We start from the raw sequence: 14,258 nt of genomic DNA on the forward strand, positions 1-14,258 counted from the left end.
AATTCACGTGCCGGAGACCTCTGCAGTCAGCCTGTGCTGGTGCTGTCGAACTTGCCCGCGCCCTTCTGGGCAGCGATGAGCTCGGTGTTGGTGCCCTCGTGCATCAGCGCCTCGGCCTCGGCGAGCAGCACCGCGTCCTTCGGCGATCGTCGGGTGCGGATCTCGAGCCACTTGGCGATGCCCGACAGGATCAGACACATCACGATGTAGATGCCGCCGATGACGAGCGCCGACTGCAGGATCGGACGCCCCGGCTGCGAGCTCAGGAGCTTCGCGTAGTACAGCAGCTCCTGATAGGTGATGATGAACCCGAGCGCCGTGTCCTTCATGACGACGACCAGCTGCGCGACGATCACCGGCAGCATCGCGCGCACGGCCTGCGGCAGCAGGATCAGCATCATCACGCCGCTCTTGCGCAGACCGATCGCGTAGCCGGCCTCGCTCTGACCTCGGGGCAGCGATTCGATTCCGGCGCGCAGCGCCTCTGCCAGCACCGAGCCGTTGTACGCCATCAGCGCCAGGACGACCGCCCAGTACGGATCCACCTTCACTCCGAGGGTGGGCAGACCGTAGTAGAGGATCATCATCAGGACCAGCACGGGGATCGCGCGGAACAGCTCGGTGATCACGGTGACGGGCACCCGCACCCACTTGTGATCGGAAAGGCGTCCGATGGCGAGGATGAATCCGAGGGCCAGGCTGAGGACAGCGGCCAGCGCGAACGCACGCAGCGTGTTCAGCAGCATCTCGCCGATCGAGGCCCAGACCGCGCTGTAGGTGAAGACGCTCCACTTCGCGGCGCTGAACTGGTTCGTGAGCGTCAGTCGCCACACGAGGAAGGCCACTATGGCGATGACCACTGCGATGGTCACCACGGCGAGGATCGTGTTGCGACGTCGGGCGCGCGGCCCCGGCACGTCGAAGAGGACGGAAGTCATCGGGCGATCCTCCATCGGTTCTCGAGCGTTCGCTGCAGCCAGGTGAGCAGCATGACCAGTGCGACGAAGATGAGGGCCACCCAGAGCAGAACCTCCATCGGGCTGCCCGTACGGGTGTGCGAGTTGGAGATCGTCGACTGCAGCTGCGGAAGCACGGCGATCGAGAAGCCGGCAGCGACTGTGGTGTTCTTCAGCAGGGCGATGAACACGCTCATCATGGGCGGCACGACCGATCGGAACGCCTGCGGCAGGACCACGAGGGTCATCACCTGACCGAAGGGGAGCCCGATGGCTCGGGCCGCCTCGGCCTGCCCGACGGGCACCGTGTTGATTCCCGCGCGAAGGGTCTCGGCGACGTAGGTCGCGGTGTAGATGCCGATCGCGAGGATGCCCAGCATCGTGTTGGAGAGCGTCGGCAGCGCGAGCGCGCTGTAACCGAACACGAAGAAGAAGAAGACGAGCGTCAGCGGGGTGTTGCGCACCAGCGTGACGTAGAGCGTGCCCACTGCGCGCGCGACCGGGACGGGCGATACCCGCATCGCGCCGACGATGGTGCCGAGCACCAGCGCGATGATCCCGCCGCCGAAGAACACCAGCAGGGTGTACGTGATGCCCTCGCCCCAGAGGTCAAGGTTGCCGTAGATGGCGTCCACACGCCCTCCTTCTGTATGCCGTGGTCGTCGTGACCGGGACGGTGGGGACCCGCATCTGCGGGTCCCCACCGGTTCAGATCATCCGACCGGGTCGACGGCCGGCTGGTCGACCTCGATGCCGGACTGGCCGAGCGTCGCGTCGAAGATCGCCTGCCAGGTGTCGCCACCGTCGGTGAACAGCGTGTTGATGTGCTCGAGCAGCGCGGTGTCGCCCTTCGGGATGCCGACGCCGTAGCGCTCCTCGGTGAACAGACCGTCGAGAACCTTCAGCTCGTCGGGGTTCTGCGCGGCGTAGCCGATCAGGATCGCCGCGTCGGTGGTGACCGCGTCGACCTTTCCGCTGAGCAGGTCCTCGACGCACTGGGAGTAGATGTCGTACTCCTGCGTCTTGATCTCGGGGTAGTTGTCCTTGATGTTCTGGATCGGCGTGGAGCCGGTCGCCGAGCAGACGGTCATGCCGTTGAAGTCGGAGACGTCGCTGACCTCGGTCATCTCGCTGTCTGCGCCGACGAGGAAGCCCTGACCGGTGACGAAGTACGGACCGGCGAAGTCGATCTGCTCCTTGCGGGAGTCGGTGATCGAGTAGGTGCCGACGTAGTAGTCGATGTCGCCGTTGACGAGCGCCTGCTCGCGGTTGGCGGAGGCGATCGGCTCGTAGGTGATGTCGCTCTCCTCGAAGCCGAGCGAGGCTGCGATCCAGCGTGCGATCTCGATGTCGAAGCCGCTGCGCTCACCGGTGGTGACGTCGAGGTAGCCGAGGTTGGGCTGGTCCTCCTTGACGCCGATGATCGGACCACCGCGCTCCGACATGGCGTCGAAGGTGGGGCTCCCCTCGAGGGTGACGTCGGTCGCCACCTCGAACAGCGCGTCGCCGCCGCCGGCGTCACCGCCGTCCCCGCCGGGGTTGGAAGGGCTGCCGCTGTTGCAGGCAGTCAGTGCGAACAGCGCCACGGTCGCGATGCCGAGGCCTGCAAGAGTGCGTGTACGTCGCATTTCGGTCTCCTAGTGGTTGGGAGTTGGCAAAGGGTCAGTGGAAGGACGGTCAGTGGGTGAGGAGCTTCGAGAGGAAGTCCTTGGCGCGGTTGCTCTTCGGGTTCGTGAAGAACTCCTCGGGCGACGCCTCTTCGACGATCTGTCCGTCAGCCATGAAGACCACGCGGTTGGCGGCCTTGCGGGCGAAGCCCATCTCGTGGGTCACGACGATCATCGTCATGCCCTCCTTCGCGAGGCCGACCATGACGTCGAGCACCTCGTTGATCATCTCGGGGTCGAGCGCGCTGGTCGGCTCGTCGAAGAGCATGACCTTCGGCCGCATGGCAAGAGCGCGCGCGATGGCGACGCGCTGCTGCTGCCCGCCGGAGAGCTGTGCCGGCAGCTTGGATGCCTGCTGGCCGACGCCGACGCGCTCGAGCAGCGCCATCGCCTCCTTCTCGGCATCCGCCTTCTTGAGCCCGCGGACCTTGATCGGCCCGAGAGTGACGTTCTCGAGGATCGTCAGGTGGGCGAACAGGTTGAACGACTGGAACACCATGCCGACGTCGGCGCGCAGGTGCGCGAGCTCCTTGCCCTCTGCGGGGAGCACCTTGCCGTCGATGCGGATCTCACCGCTGGTGATGGTCTCGAGGCGGTTGATCGTGCGGCAGAGCGTGGACTTGCCGGAGCCGGAGGGCCCGATGACGACCACGACCTCGCCCTTCTTCACTGTGAGGTCGATGTCCTTCAGGGCCTGGAATTCGCCGTAGTGCTTCTGGACGTTCTCGACCACCACGAGGGCGTCTGTGCTCTCTGCCATGTCGACAACTTTAGGGGCGGCAGGCCCGCGGCACGTGAACGCGCCAAGGGATTTACCGATTCGTGACCGATGCCGCGTGGCTAATCAGTCGCTCGCTCGCTGCGAGAAGGCACTCTCGTACAGGCAGACGCTGGCCGCCGTGGCGAGGTTCAGCGACTCGGCGCGCCCGAAGATCGGGAGCTTCAGCGCCTGGTCGGCCTGAGCGAGGGCATCCGACTCGAGACCGCGCGCCTCGTTGCCGAACAGCCACGCCGTGGGGCGGTCGAGAACGCCCGCGGCGCGGGCGGCCAGCAGGTCGTCGCCCTTCACGTCGGCGGCGAGCACCTGCAGACCCGCGGTGTGCGCCCTGGTGATCACGTCGTTCAGATCGCCGCCCACCGAGATGGGCAGGTGGAACAGCGACCCGGTGGTCGAGCGCACCACCTTGGGGTTGTAGGGGTCGACCGTGCGACCGGTCAGCACGATGGCATCCGCTCCCGATGCATCCGCGGCGCGGATGATCGTGCCGAGATTGCCGGGGTCGCGCACCTCTTCGCAGATCGCGATGAGCCTCGGGGATGCCGCGAAGATGTCCTTCACCGACGTCGGCGTCTGCCGTGCGACGGCCACGAGCCCCTGCGGGGTGACGGTGTCGGCCATCGAGGCGAGGACATCCTCGGTGACGTACTCGACGTCGACCTGCGCGGCGGCGGCGAACTCGCGGATGTCTGCGTGCTTCTCCCAGCTGGTCGGCGTCGCGAACAGGTCGACGATGGCCTCGGGGAGGTAGCGAAGCGCTTCCCTGACCGCCTGGGGCCCCTCGAGCAGGAACAGTCCGGTCTCGACTCGAGCGCTGCGCTTGGACAGCTTGGCGACGGCACGGACGCGGGGCGAGCGAGGATTCTCCAGCACACGTCCAGTCTATCGGCGCGGCCTGCCGTCGCCCTGAACGCGAAACGGGCGCCTCCCCGGAGGGAGACGCCCGTTGTGCGATCAGAGGATCAGGCTGCCGACTTCGGAGCGTTGACGTCCGAGGGCAGAGCGTTCTTCGCGGTATCGACGAGCGACGCGAACGCCCCGGCGTCGGTCACCGCGAGCTCTGCGAGCATGCGGCGGTCGACCTGGACGCCGGCGAGGCCGAGTCCCTGCATGAAGCGGTTGTACGTGATGCCGTTCTGGCGGGCAGCGGCGTTGATGCGCTGGATCCACAGACGACGGAAGTCGCCCTTGCGCTTGCGACGGTCGCGGTACGCGTAGACGAGCGAGTGGGTGACCTGCTCCTTCGCCTTGCGGTACAGACGCGAGCGCTGGCCACGGTAACCCGAGGCGCGCTCAAGGATGACGCGACGCTTCTTGTGCGCGTTGACTGCGCGCTTGACTCTTGCCATTTTCGTGTATTCCTATCCGTACGCTCGGGCGCTCAGCCGCGACCGAGAAGCTTGTTCGCGACCTTGGTGTCGGCCTTCGAGAGGACCTGGTCCTGGTTCAGGCGACGGGTGCGACGGCTCGACTTGTGCTCGAGGTTGTGGCGCATACCGGCCTGCTGCTTCTTCAGCTTTCCGCTGCCAGTGATCTTGAAGCGCTTCTTCGCACCCGAGTGGGTCTTCTGCTTCGGCATCTTCTCTTCCTTCGTGTGGCGCCCTGGCGGGCGACGGTGGGTACCCGCTCGGAAGCGGGAGACTGTGGGCGGATTACTCCGCGGACTCGTCGGCTGCGTTCGAGCCGGACTTGGCGTCGCGGGCGGCCTGCTTGCTCGCCGCGCGGACGGCGTTCTGCTCGGCCTTGGCCTCGGACTTGTTCTTGACCGGCGCGACGACCATGACCATGTTGCGACCGTCGATCGTCGGGTTCGACTCGACGACGCCGAACTCGGCGACATCCTCGGCGAACTTGCGCAGCAGACGAACGCCCTGCTCGGGACGCGACTGCTCGCGACCGCGGAACAGGATCATGGCCTTGACCTTGTCACCGGACTTCAGGAAGCCCTCGGCGCGCTTGAGCTTGGTCGTGTAGTCGTGAGCCTCGATCTTCAGGCGGAAGCGGACCTCCTTGAGGATGGTGTTCGCCTGATTGCGGCGTGCTTCCTTCGCCTTCTGCGCGGCCTCGTACTTGAACTTGCCGTAATCCATGATCTTGACCACGGGCGGCTTGGAGTTGGGGGCCACCTCGACGAGATCGAGATCGGCCTCCTGGGCCAGACGCAGCGCTGCCTCGATGCGGACAACGCCGATCTGCTCACCCGCGGGGCCGACGAGGCGGACCTCGGGGACGCGGATGCGCTCATTGGTACGGGGATCGCTGATGCGGAGCTCCTTCTACGTGGGGGTTTCGGCCATCGGGATGCTGTCGGCATCTCGAGCGAAATCGGAGTTCTCCCCACCCACCGGCATCTCAGAAGCCGGCTCTGTGCCCTGTTCGCCGACATGCATGCCGGCCTGCCGGTGCGAGACCGGCGGAGCACAAGACCCGGTAGCCTGGAACGGCAAGCGCGGGTGGGAAATCAATCCTCTTTTCGTACCGGAGCATGACGCTCCGGAGCCCGCAGAAGTCTACCAGAAAGCAACCCGAAGTGACGATTCCCGCCGAGCCCCACGACCACCGCCCCGAGACCTGGGCCCAGCAGGAGGAGGCGGCGAACGCGGCCAGCCGCGACATCGCCGATGTTCCGGCGGTCGAGGTGATCACCACGACCGCCGTGCACCTGATGAGCGCGGCGGCCGTCAAGCTCGGTCTGGCGGACGCGCCTGAGAGCCAGCTCGACCTCGATGAGGCCCGCAAGCTCATCAACGCCCTCGCCGGACTCATCACGGCGGGGGCTCCGGAGATCAGCAGCGCGCACGCAGGTCCCCTGCGCGATGGTCTGCGCTCGCTTCAGCTCGCGTTCCGAGAAGCATCCCCGATCCCGGATGCCATCGGCAAGGGCCCCGGCGAGAAGTGGACGGGTCCGGTCAACTGAGCCACTGACGAAGCCGCTCAGTCGTTGGAGCGGGTCAGCTTCACCGTCAGCGAGTCGACCAGCACGGCCATGCGGTCATCTGCCGCCCAGCGCTGAGCGAGGCGGGCGAGGACCGCATCGAGCGTGTCGCGCTCGAGCCCATCCACCAGCTCCAGTGTGACGATCAGCTCGGGGCCGTGCATCCGGGCATCCGGATCGCCGGCGGCGACCGACACGTCGATCACGGCCATCTCGTGCGCGACGCTCTGCTGCAGGGCGGCGAAGACCTCCGGCGAGAGGAAGCTCGGATCCCACGGCTGAGCCTGCGCGATCGCCCAGACGGCGGGACGGCGCAGCACGAACTCGGTGTCGGATGCCGGATCGAGCACGATGAGATCGGTCTGCTCGCTGGATGCCGACAGGGCGACGCGGATCGCCTCGACGGGGATCGGCCGCGCCGTGGCATCCCATCGTCGCATCGTGTCGACCGACGAGAACACCGGCTGCACGCGACGTCCGTCGGGAGCCGCGACCGTCACGATGGACAGCTCCTGGGTCTTGTCGACCGCCAGGCCTGTGGGCCCGATGCCTTCATCGCCCTTCTCTGCGACCAGCGGAACCAGCACGCGGGCGCTGCGGAATGCGTCGACGACCTCGCTCTGGGTGCCCTCGCCAGCGCGGAAGCGCAGCAGGGCTGCAAGCAGTGCCGGATCAGCCGAGCCGTCGTCTGCGGCGTGCGGGTTGGATTCGAAGCTGCGTCCCTCCCACGGCACTCCGGCGGAGTCCGCGGTGTTCCCGTGAGATGTCCCGCCGCGCTCGTCGATGTCGTCAGTCCCCCGCGACATCCAGCGCCTCGGCCAGCGTGAACTGTCCGGCGTAGAGCGCCTTGCCGACGATCGCGCCCTCCACGCCGAGCGGCACGAGTTCGCGAAGCGCGGCGATGTCATCCAGGTTGGAGACGCCGCCCGAGGCGATCACGGGCTTCGGCGTGCGCGAGGTGATCTCCCGCAGGAGGTCGAGGTTCGGGCCGCGCAGCGTGCCGTCCTTGGTGACGTCCGTGACGACGTAGCGGCTGCAGCCGGCCTCTTCGAGCCGCTCCAGCACCTCCCAGATGTCGCCACCCTCCTTCGTCCAGCCCCGTGCGGCGAGCGTGGTGCCACGCACGTCGAGGCCGACGGCCACGGCCTCGCCATAGCGGCTGATCACGTCGGCGGCCCACTCGGGGTTCTCGAGCGCGGCGGTGCCGAGGTTGATGCGCGCAGCACCGGATTCGAGCGCCGCCTCGAGGCTGGCGTCGTCGCGGATGCCGCCGGAGAGCTCGACGTTCACACCGCGGTACTGCTTGATGACCTTGCGCAGGATGGGCGCGTTGCTGCCGCGGCCGAAGGCCGCGTCCAGGTCGACGAGGTGGATCCACTGGGCGCCGGCGTCGACGAACTCGCCCGCCGCGTCGACGGGATCGCCGTAGTTCGTCTCAGTGCCGGCCTCGCCCTGGGTCAGGCGCACCGCCTTTCCGCCCGCGACGTCCACGGCAGGCAGCAGGATCAGAGCGGGTGACTGTGCGAAATCGTTCATGTCGTCCTTGTCAAGGGGCAGGGGCTGGCGAAAGGTGATGGCGGTGAAGGGGCGATGGGTGTCCCAGCGGGCACGAGAGTTGAGAGTAGCCCGCGGTGGCGCAGTCCTCAAACCCTGTTGCGATGTCAGAGGGACTCCACCCAGTTGCGCAGGAGTCGGGTGCCGGCATCGCCGGACTTCTCGGGGTGGAACTGCGTCGCCGAAAGGGGACCGTTCTCGACGGCGGCGATGAACCGCTCGCCGTGGGTGGCCCAGGTGACGGCGGGCCGCGGGAAGGGCGGGATGACGTCGAGTTCCCAGGTCTTGGCCGCGAAAGAGTGCACGAAATAGAAGCGCTCCTGCTCGATGCCGCGGAACAGCACCGATCCCTCGCCCGGCTCGACGGTGTTCCAGCCCATGTGCGGCAGCACCGGGGCATCCAGCTCGGTGACGACTCCCGGCCACTCCCCCAGACCTTCGGTGTCCTGCCCGCGCTCCACGCCGTGCTCGAACATGACCTGCATGCCGACGCAGATGCCGAGCACTGGGCGGCCACCTGCCAGGCGACGATCGATGATCTCGTCACCGCCGTGGGCGAGCAGTGCGTCGCGCACGGCGGCGAACGCGCCGACGCCCGGAACGAGCAGTCCGTCGGCCTCGAGGGCGCGATCGCGGTCGCGGGTCAGTTCGACGTCGGCGCCGGCGGCCGCCAGCGCCTTGACCGCCGAGTGGACGTTGCCGGATTCGTAGTCGAAGACGGCGACGCGGGGCCCGCTCACAGAGCACCCTTCGTAGAGGGAACGCCGTCCACGAGGGGATCGATGGACTTCGCCTGGCGGAAGGCCCTGGCGAACGCCTTGAACTCCGCCTCGGCGATGTGGTGGGGATCACGGCCGCCGAGCACGCGCACGTGCACGGTCAGCCCCGCGTTCAGGGTGATGGCCTCGAACACGTGGCGGACGAGCGAGCCGGTGAAGTGCCCGCCGATGAGGTGGAACTCGAAACCGGCCGGCTCGCCGTCGTGCACGAGGAACGGGCGCCCGGAGACGTCGACCACCGCTTGTGCCAGCGCCTCGTCCAGCGGCACGAGAGCGTCACCGTACCGGGAGATGCCGGCCTTGTCGCCGAGCGCGTCCCTGATCGCCTGGCCGAGCACGATCGAGATGTCCTCGACGGTGTGGTGAGCGTCGATGTGGGTGTCGCCGTTCGCCCGGACGGTGAGGTCGGTGAGCGAGTGCTTCGCGAAGGCCGTCAGCATGTGGTCGAAGAACGGCACCGAGGTGTCGATGTCGCTGCGGCCCGTGCCGTCGAGGTCGATCTCGACCTCGACGGTGGACTCGGAGGTGCTGCGGGTGCGTTTCGCCGTGCGGTGCTGCGGTGCGGTGCCCATGTCGGGGCCGAGGTCGCTCATGAGGGTGATCCTATCGACGCGAGTGCTTCCAGGAATGCGGTGGTCTCGACTTCGGTGCCCGCCGACACGCGAAGGTGGCCGGGGATGCCGACGTCGCGGATCAGCACACCGCGGTCGTACAGCGCCTGCCACAGCGCCTTCGGGTCCTTGACGCCCCCGAACAGCACGAAGTTCGACCACGATTCGTGCGGTGTGTAGCCGAGCGCCTCCAGCGTCGCGGATATCCGATCACGCTGCTCGACGATCTCGTCGACCATCCGCAGCATCGTCTCGGAGTTGCGCAATGCCGCGATCGCGGCCGCTTGCGTGAGCGCGCTGAGGTGGTACGGCAGGCGCACCAGACGCAGTGCATCGATGAACACCGGGTCCGCGGCGAGGTACCCGACCCGCGCTCCGGCGAAGGCGAACGCCTTGCTCATGGTGCGCGAGACGGCAAGGCGCGGACGCGAGTGCAGCAGAGTCAGAGCGGAGAGCGCGTCGTGCGGGGCGAACTCGAAGTACGCCTCGTCTACGACGACGATTCCTCGGGTCGCCTCGTAGACCGCTTCGATCACGTCGAGGCCCAGCGGTGTGCCGGTCGGGTTGTTGGGCGCGCACAGCAGCACCACGTCCGGGTCTGCCGCCGCGACCTGCGCCGCCGCGTTCTCGGGCGTGACGGAGTAGTCGTCCTCGCGCGTGCCGGCGACCCAGCGCGCGCCGGTGCCCTGCGCGATCAACGGGTACATCGAGTAGGTCGGAGCGAAGCCGAACACGGTGCGACCAGGACCGGCGAAGGCCTGCATGATCTGCTGCAGCACCTCGTTGGAGCCGTTGCCCGCCCAGATCTGGTCGGGGGTGAGACCGTGCCCGAGGTAGTCCGCGAATCCCTCCCGAAGCGTGGTGAACTCGCGGTCGGGGTACCGGTTGACATCGCGCAGGGCAAGCGCGATGTCGTCGACGATGTCGCTGGCCACCTCATCGGGCAGCGGATGGGTGTTCTCGTTCACGTTCAAAGCGACCGGCAGCGGGGCCTGCGGCGCGCCGTACGGAGTGAGCCCGCGAAGGTCATCGCGGAGGGGCAGCTCGTCGAGGGAGATCACCCTTCCCATCGTAGAGCGCCCGGGCATCAGGGGTCGCCGGATGACGGCCGACGAGCCGCTGCGCCGAACGCCACGTGGTGAGTCAGCGGGAGTATTCGGTGGGGATGGAGATCGCGGCGCCGACCTGGATCGCACCCGAGGTCAGATTGTTCAACCGCTTGATGTCCTCGATGACCACACGGGGATCCGTGCCGGGTGCGGCCTCGGCTGCGATCGACCACAGCGTGTCACCGGGAAGCACCGTCACCGAGTCGAACGCGGCCGCGGCGGCCTGATCGCCGGATGCGAGGGCGGCGCCGCCGGCGAGAGCCGAGGCCGCGATGCCGACGGCGAGGGGAAGAGCTGCGAGCGTCGCCAGCACGCGGCGGCCGCGCACGGTCAGCCGCAGCCGCGTCGACGGCGCCGAAAGCGGCGAGGCTGCAGCGGCCTGAACGGTCATGCGAGCGGGCCGGGTAATCGGCGCCTGGATGCTGACGGTGCTCATGTTGTGCTCCTCTGCTCTCACCGCCGGTCCCCGGCGGAAGTGGTGCAGCTTTCGCATCCGGCATCCGGCCGGGGATGCCGGATGCGAAGCTACGTTCCGAATCTATCTTCGATATCGAACATCTGTCAAGAATTATTCGAAACCCCGTCCGAGAAATGCTCGACACGCTCGAACAGATCTTCCGTTTTCCACGCCAACTCGGATACGGTTTCGACAGAGACAGCCCACCATGGGCCACCGACATTCGAACCGGATGCCCGCGATGACGTGGATCCCGCACCGGCAGGAAGGCACGAAGGAGCACCGATGAGCGACAACTCCGTCCCCGCATCCGAAGCCGCCGCATCCGAGATGCGCGAGCCTGACGCTCCGCGCACCCGTCGGCGCAAGAGCCTGAGCGCCAAGCAGATGGCCATCCTCGAGGTGATCCAGACCTCGATCGCCCGCTACGGCTATCCGCCCAGCATGCGCGAGATCGGCGACGCCGTGGGGCTGAAATCGCTCTCCAGCGTCACGCACCAGCTCGGGCAGCTCGAACTGAGCGGCTACCTTCGGCGCGACCCCGGGAAGACCCGCGCGATGGAGGTGCTCATCGACCTCCCGGGATCCGGCACCGAGAATCCCGCCGACAGCGCGCCGGCCGTCGGCGACGCCGCCCTCGTCCCCCTGGTCGGCCAGATCGCCGCCGGCGTGCCGATCACCGCAGACCAGCAGGTGGAGGAGATCTTCCCGCTGCCGCGTCAGCTCGTCGGCAAGGGCGACCTGTTCATGCTGAAGGTGTCAGGCGAGTCGATGATCGACGCGGCGATCTGCGACGGCGACTGGGTCGTGGTGCGCACCCAGAACGATGCCGAGAACGGCGAGATCGTCGCGGCCATGATCGACGGCGAGGCCACGGTGAAGACCTTCCGCCGCCGCGATGGCCACACCTGGCTGCTCCCCCGCAACTCCGCCTTCGAGCCGATCCTCGGCGACGAGGCCGTCGTGCTCGGCAAGGTCGTGGCGGTGCTGCGCGCCGTCTGAGCACACGATCAGACGCCCCGTCGGACCTGAGACGAGCTCAGGCCCGACGGGGCGTCTGGTTTCAGGGCTCCGGAGGAGCCGCATTCAGGTCGTCAGACCGCGACCGACACGTCCTCGCGGACCCGGCGCGTGGCCTCGACGATGTTGCGCAGCGAGGCGACGGTCTCGTCGTAGCCGCGGGTCTTCAGACCGCAGTCCGGGTTGACCCACAGCTGTCGCAGCGGCAGCTCGTCGACCGCGCGGCGCAGCAGCGCCTCGACCTCTTCGACGCTCGGCACGCGGGGCGAGTGGATGTCGTAGACGCCGGGGCCGATGCCGTGGTCGAAGCCGTGGTGCGCGATGTCGGCGACGACTGCCATGCGACTGCGCGCAGCCTCGATCGAGGTGACGTCCGCGTCCAGTGCGCGGATCGCGTCGATGACGACACCGAACTCCGAGTAGCAGAGGTGCGTGTGGATCTGGGTCGCAGCCGCCGCACCGCCCGTGGCCAGACGGAACGAGCCCACCGACCAGTCGAGGTAGTCGGCCTGGTCGGCCTGCTTCAGCGGCAGCAGCTCACGCAACGCCGGCTCGTCGACCTGGATGATGCCGATGCCGGCATCCTGCAGGTCGGCGATCTCGTCGCGCAGCGCCAGGGCGACCTGGTTCGCGGTCTCCCCCAGCGGCTGGTCGTCGCGGACGAACGACCAGGCCAGGATCGTGACCGGACCGGTCAGCATCCCCTTGACGGGCTTGGCGCTCAGCGACTGGGCGTATCCGGCCCAGGACACCGTGATCGGCGCCGGCCTGGAGACATCGCCCCACAGGATCGACGGACGCGTGGCGCGCGAGCCGTAGGACTGCACCCAGCCGTGCTGCGTGACGGCGAAGCCGTCGAGGTTCTCAGCGAAGTACTGCACCATGTCGTTGCGCTCCGGCTCGCCGTGGACCAGCACGTCGAGTCCGAGATCCTCCTGCAGCGAGACGACCTGGTCGATCTCGCGCTTCAGGAACGCCTCGTAGTCCTCAGCGGGCAGCTCACCGCGGACGAACTGCGCCCGCGCACGCCGGATGTCGCCGGTCTGCGGGAACGATCCGATCGTGGTCAGCGGGAGCGCCGGCAGGTTCAGGGCCTGCTGCGCGCTCTCGCGCTCCTCGTAGGTGGCGCGCGAGAAATCGGAATCGGCGAGCTCTCGCGCCCGCACGGCGCCGTCGCGGACGCCGGGGGCGTCGTGCCGATCGGCGAGGGCGGCCGATGCCGCCTGCAGCTGAGCGGAGATCGCGGCAGGGCCTTCGATCAGGCCGGTCGCCAGGGTGACGATCTGGTCGACCTTCTGGTCGGCGAAGGCGAGCCACGACACCAGTCGGTCATCCAGCAGCGTCTCCTCCGCCACATCGTGCGGCACGTGCAGCAGCGAGGTCGAGGTGGAGGCGCTGACCGAGGATGCACCGAGCGCGCGCAGCGCGTCGAGCTTGTCGAAGGCGCCGGCGAGGTCGCCGCGCCAGATGTTGTGTCCGTCGACGACGCCGCCGACCAGCGTCTTGCCGTCGAGCGCGGGGAGCGCAGCGGGGACCGCACCGCGGACCAGGTCTATGCCGATCGCCTCGACGGGTGCCGCGGCGAGGACCTCGAGGGTGTCGCCGAGGCTCGCGTAGGGAGCGGCGACGAACAGCGACGGACGGTCGGTCGCAGCGCCGAGCACCGCGAGGGCGCGCGCGGCGGCATCAGCGAGGGTCTTTGCGTCTGCAGGCAGGGACTCGCTGACCAGAGCGGGCTCGTCCAGCTGCAGCCAGTCGGCGCCGGCTGCCTTCAGCTGCGCGAGCAGCTCGACGTACACCGGGAGGACGTCCTCCAGTCGGCTCAGCGGGTCGAAGCCCTCAGGTGCGGCATCCGACGCCTTCGCCAGCGCCAGCAGCGTGACGGGCCCGACGATGACCGGACGGGTGCGGTAGCCCCCGGCCACGGACTCGAGCACCTGCTGCACGAGACTGTCGTTCGACAGCGAGAAGGTCGTCTCGGGGCCGATCTCGGGCACCAGGTAGTGGTAGTTGGAGTCGAACCACTTGGTCATCTCGCTCGCGGCACGATCTCCCTCACCTCGGGCGATGGTGAAGTAGGCGGGCAGCCCGATCGTGCCGTCAGCATCCCGCAGGTCCTCGAAGCGGGTCGGGATCGCACCGACCGTGACCGCCGCATCCAGCACCTGGTCGTAGAACGAGAACGACTCCGGAATGGCGGAGTCCTCGCGTCCCAGGCCGAGCTCGGCCAGGCGCGCCCTCGTCGCCGCACGCAGGTCGGCGGCGGTGCGCTCCAGCTCGGCCTGGTCGGTGCGACCGGCCCAGAAGGACTCGACGGCCTTCTTCAGCTCGCGGCGGCGGCCGATGCGTGGGTAGCCGAGGATCGTTCCGGCGGGGAAAGCGGTCATGAGTT

At 68.0% G+C, this 14,258-nt stretch carries 17 protein-coding genes; 2 read left to right on the forward strand and 15 right to left on the reverse strand.

Features of this window, described 5'->3' with window-relative positions:
* Positions 1 to 26: 26 nt before the first annotated feature.
* The 8 genes from ACQUSX_RS14330 to infC all read right to left on the reverse strand — a co-directional run bounded on the left by ACQUSX_RS14330 (position 27) and on the right by infC (position 5,665).
* Positions 27 to 938, reverse strand: coding sequence for an amino acid ABC transporter permease (locus tag ACQUSX_RS14330; RefSeq protein ID WP_428907822.1), 912 nt, complete (start codon positions 936 to 938; stop codon positions 27 to 29).
* Positions 935 to 1,591: an amino acid ABC transporter permease gene (locus tag ACQUSX_RS14335; RefSeq protein WP_428907821.1), complete on the reverse strand. Its 657-nt coding sequence runs from the start codon at positions 1,589 to 1,591 to the stop codon at positions 935 to 937. The genes ACQUSX_RS14330 and ACQUSX_RS14335 overlap by 4 nt, the downstream gene beginning before the upstream one ends.
* Before the next feature lie 78 nt (positions 1,592 to 1,669).
* Positions 1,670 to 2,584, reverse strand: coding sequence for a glutamate ABC transporter substrate-binding protein (locus ACQUSX_RS14340; protein ID WP_428907820.1), 915 nt, complete (start codon positions 2,582 to 2,584; stop codon positions 1,670 to 1,672).
* Positions 2,585 to 2,633: 49 nt separating this feature from the next.
* Positions 2,634 to 3,383 carry an amino acid ABC transporter ATP-binding protein gene (locus ACQUSX_RS14345; RefSeq protein ID WP_428907819.1) on the reverse strand — a complete coding sequence of 250 codons (750 nt, stop codon included), beginning with the start codon at positions 3,381 to 3,383 and terminating at the stop codon, positions 2,634 to 2,636.
* 84 nt (positions 3,384 to 3,467) lie between these two features.
* Positions 3,468 to 4,274, reverse strand: a complete 807-nt coding sequence (locus ACQUSX_RS14350; RefSeq protein ID WP_428907818.1) for a TrmH family RNA methyltransferase — start codon at positions 4,272 to 4,274, stop codon at positions 3,468 to 3,470.
* Between the two features lie 89 nt (positions 4,275 to 4,363).
* The gene (rplT, locus tag ACQUSX_RS14355; protein ID WP_428907817.1) at positions 4,364 to 4,750 is read right to left on the reverse strand and encodes a 50S ribosomal protein L20; all 387 of its coding nucleotides are present in this window, start codon (positions 4,748 to 4,750) and stop codon (positions 4,364 to 4,366) included.
* Positions 4,751 to 4,782: 32 nt separating this feature from the next.
* Positions 4,783 to 4,980: a 50S ribosomal protein L35 gene (gene rpmI, locus ACQUSX_RS14360; protein WP_087133207.1), complete on the reverse strand. Its 198-nt coding sequence runs from the start codon at positions 4,978 to 4,980 to the stop codon at positions 4,783 to 4,785.
* A 73-nt stretch (positions 4,981 to 5,053) separates the two neighbouring features.
* Complete coding sequence (gene infC, locus ACQUSX_RS14365) at positions 5,054 to 5,665, reverse strand: translation initiation factor IF-3 (RefSeq protein ID WP_428929985.1); 612 nt, start codon at positions 5,663 to 5,665, stop codon at positions 5,054 to 5,056.
* A 266-nt stretch (positions 5,666 to 5,931) separates the two neighbouring features.
* On the opposite strand from infC, the gene ACQUSX_RS14370 reads away from it, so the two are divergent.
* On the forward strand, positions 5,932 to 6,318 hold the full coding sequence (locus ACQUSX_RS14370) for a DUF1844 domain-containing protein (protein WP_428907816.1): 387 nt from the start codon (positions 5,932 to 5,934) through the stop codon (positions 6,316 to 6,318).
* A 17-nt stretch (positions 6,319 to 6,335) separates the two neighbouring features.
* Here ACQUSX_RS14370 and ACQUSX_RS14375 read toward each other — a convergent pair whose 3' ends face one another.
* The 6 genes from ACQUSX_RS14375 to ACQUSX_RS14400 form a co-directional block, all read right to left on the reverse strand.
* Positions 6,336 to 7,142, reverse strand: coding sequence for an SseB family protein (locus tag ACQUSX_RS14375; RefSeq protein ID WP_428907815.1), 807 nt, complete (start codon positions 7,140 to 7,142; stop codon positions 6,336 to 6,338).
* Entirely contained in the window at positions 7,126 to 7,872 is a 747-nt protein-coding gene (gene priA, locus ACQUSX_RS14380) for a bifunctional 1-(5-phosphoribosyl)-5-((5-phosphoribosylamino)methylideneamino)imidazole-4-carboxamide isomerase/phosphoribosylanthranilate isomerase PriA (RefSeq protein ID WP_428907814.1), read from the reverse strand. Before priA ends, ACQUSX_RS14375 begins: the two co-directional genes overlap by 17 nt.
* 125 nt (positions 7,873 to 7,997) lie before the next feature.
* On the reverse strand, positions 7,998 to 8,630 hold the full coding sequence (gene hisH / locus ACQUSX_RS14385) for an imidazole glycerol phosphate synthase subunit HisH (RefSeq protein WP_428907813.1): 633 nt from the start codon (positions 8,628 to 8,630) through the stop codon (positions 7,998 to 8,000).
* A complete protein-coding gene (gene hisB / locus ACQUSX_RS14390; RefSeq protein WP_428907845.1) occupies positions 8,627 to 9,241 on the reverse strand; it encodes an imidazoleglycerol-phosphate dehydratase HisB in 615 nt (204 codons plus the stop codon). Before hisB ends, hisH begins: the two co-directional genes overlap by 4 nt.
* Before the next feature lie 17 nt (positions 9,242 to 9,258).
* Entirely contained in the window at positions 9,259 to 10,350 is a 1,092-nt protein-coding gene (locus ACQUSX_RS14395) for a histidinol-phosphate transaminase (RefSeq protein ID WP_428907812.1), read from the reverse strand.
* A 73-nt stretch (positions 10,351 to 10,423) separates the two neighbouring features.
* Positions 10,424 to 10,825 carry a LysM peptidoglycan-binding domain-containing protein gene (locus ACQUSX_RS14400; protein ID WP_428907811.1) on the reverse strand — a complete coding sequence of 134 codons (402 nt, stop codon included), beginning with the start codon at positions 10,823 to 10,825 and terminating at the stop codon, positions 10,424 to 10,426.
* Between the two features lie 351 nt (positions 10,826 to 11,176).
* On the opposite strand from ACQUSX_RS14400, the gene lexA reads away from it, so the two are divergent.
* Positions 11,177 to 11,848 (forward strand): transcriptional repressor LexA, encoded by a 672-nt coding sequence (lexA, locus tag ACQUSX_RS14405; protein ID WP_428907844.1) that lies wholly within the window; start codon positions 11,177 to 11,179, stop codon positions 11,846 to 11,848.
* 92 nt (positions 11,849 to 11,940) lie between these two features.
* On the opposite strand, the gene metE is transcribed toward lexA, so the two are convergent.
* Positions 11,941 to 14,253 carry a 5-methyltetrahydropteroyltriglutamate--homocysteine S-methyltransferase gene (metE, locus tag ACQUSX_RS14410; protein ID WP_428907810.1) on the reverse strand — a complete coding sequence of 771 codons (2,313 nt, stop codon included), beginning with the start codon at positions 14,251 to 14,253 and terminating at the stop codon, positions 11,941 to 11,943.
* Positions 14,254 to 14,258 lie beyond the last annotated feature (5 nt).

This window comes from Microbacterium alcoholitolerans, assembly GCF_050408615.1.
In the GTDB taxonomy this organism is placed as follows: Bacteria; Actinomycetota; Actinomycetes; order Actinomycetales; family Microbacteriaceae; genus Microbacterium.

Bases quoted from the DNA above. Each gene is read 5' to 3' on its own strand.
- rpmI (WP_087133207.1), bottom strand. From the start codon at position 4,980: ATGCCGAAGCAGAAGACCCACTCGGGTGCGAAGAAGCGCTTCAAGATC.
- ACQUSX_RS14400 (WP_428907811.1), bottom strand. From the start codon at position 10,825: ATGAGCACCGTCAGCATCCAGGCGCCGATTACCCGGCCCGCTCGCATG.
- ACQUSX_RS14340 (WP_428907820.1), bottom strand. From the start codon at position 2,584: ATGCGACGTACACGCACTCTTGCAGGCCTCGGCATCGCGACCGTGGCG.
- ACQUSX_RS14375 (WP_428907815.1), bottom strand. From the start codon at position 7,142: ATGTCGCGGGGGACTGACGACATCGACGAGCGCGGCGGGACATCTCAC.
- metE (WP_428907810.1), bottom strand. From the start codon at position 14,253: ATGACCGCTTTCCCCGCCGGAACGATCCTCGGCTACCCACGCATCGGC.
- ACQUSX_RS14395 (WP_428907812.1), bottom strand. From the start codon at position 10,350: ATGGGAAGGGTGATCTCCCTCGACGAGCTGCCCCTCCGCGATGACCTT.
- priA (WP_428907814.1), bottom strand. From the start codon at position 7,872: ATGAACGATTTCGCACAGTCACCCGCTCTGATCCTGCTGCCTGCCGTG.
- lexA (WP_428907844.1), top strand. From the start codon at position 11,177: ATGCGCGAGCCTGACGCTCCGCGCACCCGTCGGCGCAAGAGCCTGAGC.
- ACQUSX_RS14345 (WP_428907819.1), bottom strand. From the start codon at position 3,383: ATGGCAGAGAGCACAGACGCCCTCGTGGTGGTCGAGAACGTCCAGAAG.
- hisB (WP_428907845.1), bottom strand. From the start codon at position 9,241: ATGGGCACCGCACCGCAGCACCGCACGGCGAAACGCACCCGCAGCACC.
- rplT (WP_428907817.1), bottom strand. From the start codon at position 4,750: ATGGCAAGAGTCAAGCGCGCAGTCAACGCGCACAAGAAGCGTCGCGTC.
- ACQUSX_RS14330 (WP_428907822.1), bottom strand. From the start codon at position 938: ATGACTTCCGTCCTCTTCGACGTGCCGGGGCCGCGCGCCCGACGTCGC.